Annotated in this window: 2 protein-coding genes; both read right to left on the bottom strand. The window is 46.4% G+C overall.

What is annotated here, in order from left to right:
- Nucleotides 1-433: 433 nt before the first annotated feature.
- The gene (locus U9Q77_04025; protein MEA3286524.1) at nucleotides 434-2,563 is read right to left on the bottom strand and encodes a fibronectin; all 2,130 of its coding nucleotides are present in this window, start codon (nucleotides 2,561-2,563) and stop codon (nucleotides 434-436) included.
- Between the two features lie 8 nt (nucleotides 2,564-2,571).
- On the bottom strand, nucleotides 2,572-4,341 hold a 1,770-nt coding region (locus U9Q77_04020; protein MEA3286523.1), incomplete at its 5' end, for a TonB-dependent receptor.

Here is a 4,341-nt window from a genome sequence, read left to right as displayed (position 1 = left end):
CCAACTCCCAGCTCAGAAATGATCACATTCACACCAATAAGTTCCTCCCCAGTCGTGCTATCTGTAACCTTCCCCGCAATTTTCCCAGTTGTTCCGGAAAATAAAATTGAGACCATGCTCAAAAGGACAAGAATCTGTCTTGCTTTTATCATTGCTAAACCCTCAAGTGTAATTTCTTAATTGATGGTAGTGTGTGTTGAATACGTTATCTCCGATTTGAAAAAGATGCATTCATCCGATTATTTTTAGTAACCGTCAAATATAATTCGCCAATTGCACGAACCAATGATAGAAACCTGTGCTGGTGCAGCAAATTATGCATCTTCATTTTCCAATAAAAAGCGATAAATCCAAAAAAATATTCGTCGCCAATATATGCCTGACGTTAGTTAATACTATTTATTTATTAACCCAAATATCCAACCTATCCAAGCTATCTAATAATAATGAATTTACGATAGGTTGAGCGACCGTCCGGGGTTTCAAAATGAGCCAGGTAGATACCACTGACAATGGTCTGACGATAATCTGTGATCTGGTGCCAGGCCTCATCACCACTGCCATCCGTGTGCTCAATGGTTTTGATGAGATCACCCCGTTCCGTGAATATTCTGATGGTACATTGACCAGGGATATCCAGGAACATCAATTTGTTCGTTTCATTCAAATAATCCAGTTTGGTACCACTGCGTCTGATATTAAAAGGATTGGGCACTACCCGAATGTCTTCCAGCTTGTCCCCAGCACGACGTTTCAAAGTGGCTGGGGCTGTCGTTTGTGTATAGAAACGCCCACTATGCAGGGATCCCTGAGGATTCATTTCTGTCTGGTTATTGCTCCCATCATTGAAAGCGACCAAATAATAATAGTAGGCCTGTCCACGAACTGGCGAGGTATCATCATAATAATAAGCCAACTCAGGAGTATCCGTCCCAAAACCACAGGCAAAGATTTCCTGATGTGTCGTATCCGGCTTACCAATGGCTCGAAATAGCCGATAGCCACCAAAATCAGATTCTGGTTCTGACATACTTGGCAACCAACTAAGACGAATCCTGTCACCCCCTGATTCCACCGTGAAATTGGCCGGTGGTCGCGGCGGTTGCGGGATCATAAAGCCACTGTCGAAATTCCTTAAGGCACGCCCGAAGGTGAGCATAATGGAATCCTTACCAGTGTAGACCCAGGTATTTTTATATTCGTCCTTGTTGTTGGTCGTCGTTCCATCTGGAAGATCAAAAGGACCATTGTCAGATGGATTGTCGTAAGCCTGCTTCCATCGGGCACCTACATCTTCACAAACCTGGCGGCTGATCCCATTGATCCCTTCCGCTTCAATAATGACCACACTCTCCCCTGGTGCAAGATCAAAAGGACCATAGGTCAGCATAACATTCGTACCACCACCATCACCATGGATGGTGTAGGGATCCAGACGGTGGGTGTTGGATTGCAGATAAGTCTCATCCATCCGATCAGTGCCACCTTTACTCGAGCCCCCAAAAGGATTACCGCTGAGCATATTATAGAGCGCTGTCATCTCGGGAATATTCAGCACTTTTCGCGAGCCAATACTGGGATAAGTATCCCCTGCATGCCAGCCCAGGAATACTGGCTGATTTATATCGTCAGTAGAGTCTGTAGCACTGATATCAACATGCAGAACGGCTGATCCAGTGTGATGGGGTGAGGTCAGTCTGCCACTACCACCGGATAATACACCGGCAGGAGCGCCAATATTATCCCAGGTAACATCCGTAGCCTGCCCCAGCCATGAGAATCCAGCCCGGATCCAATCCTGAATCGGATCAGCCCTGGTGATGGGATCAAGGTAGTGCTGCGGATAGGTTTCACCTCTGCGGGTCACCCAGTTATGCTTACCATAACTCTGGGCACCCTCGACTTCCCAACTGGCTTCCCGCCCCATACTATAGCGGGTACCCCAACCAACCCGCACACCGTGAAGCGTGTCTGTCAGCTCGATTTCCGGATCCCAATCGATATTTCCAGTGTTGGTAAACCGATATATTTTGATGAAATAGTTATCATGATACTGTTGACTAAAAGCCAGGATGGTCCGGGATTGGGTGAGTCCCATGGCCGTATTCACCACGTTGGTGATGATCCTGTCAGGAATCTGATCTGCATCTACTGTGTCAATGTCTCCTGCAAAGATCGCTGACAGATCCTCACCATCGACGTAGATACTGGGAGGTGTAAAACTGGCGCTCTGTTTCAGTTCCACGGGATATAATGAACTGCCCTCATCACCCAGGTAGAAATAGACTCCGTATCTGGAGTATTCTACATCATATTCATCTTTAAAGTCCTTACAGGCGATCCAGGCTCTTTTGATCACGGAGTTATCCTGATAAGGATACTCAGCCGGCCAACGTAATCCCTCATAGTAGGATCCGGTCCAGGCTCGTTCCGAACCATAGGCACTGAAATGAGATTGGAGGGAACCAACCCTGAGATAGCGCCTGGACGCACCATCAACCTGAGCCAGAACAGAACCGGCAAACAATACAAAACAGAAGGTTAGCAATATCAGCTTTTTCATAGATGGCCTCAAAACTTGATTCTTATACCAACGGTGATCTTACGCGGACTGAGAAAACTCATGGATCTGATATTGGGCATATCGATATAGGCTTTTTCTTCGATCAGGTCATCTATAGCTGATTGATCAACCGGCTCCGCAGCCCAGTCATTGATGGCATCATCCCAAACATGATAACTGTTGGTCGATGATTCCCAGAATATTTCATGTGATTTCGGTACTTGTTCCACGTTACTTAACGAGTCAGTAGTGTAAATAGGACGATATTCGGTGTCCCAGGAACGGTAATCACCCAGTCTATCATCACCCTTTTGCTCACCCTCCTCCCACGGTAAATGGAGTGAAGCGCGATAAGCCAGCCAATCACGTGAGCCGGCAAAACCAGCATAGCTCAACCATTTCATGTTCAACAGATTCGACACATCCATAAAAAACTCAAGATCGCCAAGATTGGTCTCGAAAGTCCGAGCCAGGCGTGAGCTGACCGAGTGTGAGTCCACCCATGGTCTGGTACGGGTACGATTTCCTTCTGACCACTGCCAGGTTGAACCAGCTCGATAGGATGCCAGCAATGTCAGATTCCAATCTTCCAGTGGCGTAATTCCTGCCAGAGTAGGTCCAAATTTATGAGGTGTGTGAAAAACAAGGTTAAGCCGAGCATAAGGTGTGGGAACCGGCCGACTCTCCTGTGGGTTTAAAGCGACAAAATCACGTTGCTCCATGGGATCCTGATAATAATGGGTCAAACCGAAATACCCTGAGGTTCTCACCATATAGGTATAATTGACAAACCCGGTGAACCAATCCCCCTTCAACTTGGACAGGGTTAATTCAATTCCTCTGATATCTGCATAATTATTATTATCTGGCTCACTATAGTTCACTGATCCATCAACACTGGTATATTTGATCCAGCCCGGTTGATTGCGAACATCCTTATAGTAGGTCGCAATATTGATCAGGTAAGCATCCTGGATGCTATGTGAATAACCCAGCTCATACGCGATGGTCTGCTCCAGCTTCAAATCAGGATTCCCAATGGAAGTCACTTTCCCATTGGATTCCCGCTGCAAACGAAAACGATAGGTGGAAGCTGGTTCTGAATGAAAATGGCCATAATTGAAATAGAGTTTGGAGCGATCGGTTATGGGATGAGAGATTCCCAGACGGGGACTGATAGTCCAGAAGTTGGCGGCATCCTCCTGATCGGCATTTTCCTCAAGATCACTACCCAGACCCTGGCTATAGATTGGGTCAAATGGATCCAGCAAATAGTTGGGTGCATTGGGATTATTGTATTCAGTGCGCAAACCCAGGTTGGCAATAAAGCCCTCATATTCCAGCTTATTTTGGATGTAAGCGGCAATACTGTAAGGGGATCTATCGTAATTTTGCTCCCTGGTCCAGGTATCCTTGTCACTCTCAGTATAGGAGCGCACCTGCAATTGATTCCGGATAATCCGTATGCCGGTTTTCAACTGATTCCTGGTGTTCACCTGTCGCGTGTAATCTGCTTTGAGCGAGTGAGTCTGGATCAGACTGCTATCGCGTCCCAAATTCATCCATTCGCCACCATCATATCCATAGGGTGCCTCATCACGCCACACGCCATCATAGATCTCAATTAATTGAGGATCCCGAGCGTCGGTTTCAAAGGTCCAGTATTTACTGCGCAGATACTGGTACATCACTTCATAATAACTATCTTCATCAAGCATATGATTCAACTTAAGACCAAAATTTGTCCGATAGATGTCTGCCGGGCTATAGTAACCGGG

Source organism: Candidatus Neomarinimicrobiota bacterium, assembly GCA_034716895.1.
Classification (GTDB): domain Bacteria; phylum Fidelibacterota; class UBA8477; order UBA8477; family JABMPR01; genus JABMPR01.
This window is presented reverse-complemented; position numbering and strand designations above follow the sequence as displayed.

Bases quoted from the DNA above. Each gene is read 5' to 3' on its own strand.
- U9Q77_04025 (MEA3286524.1), bottom strand. From the start codon at position 2,563: ATGAAAAAGCTGATATTGCTAACCTTCTGTTTTGTATTGTTTGCCGGT.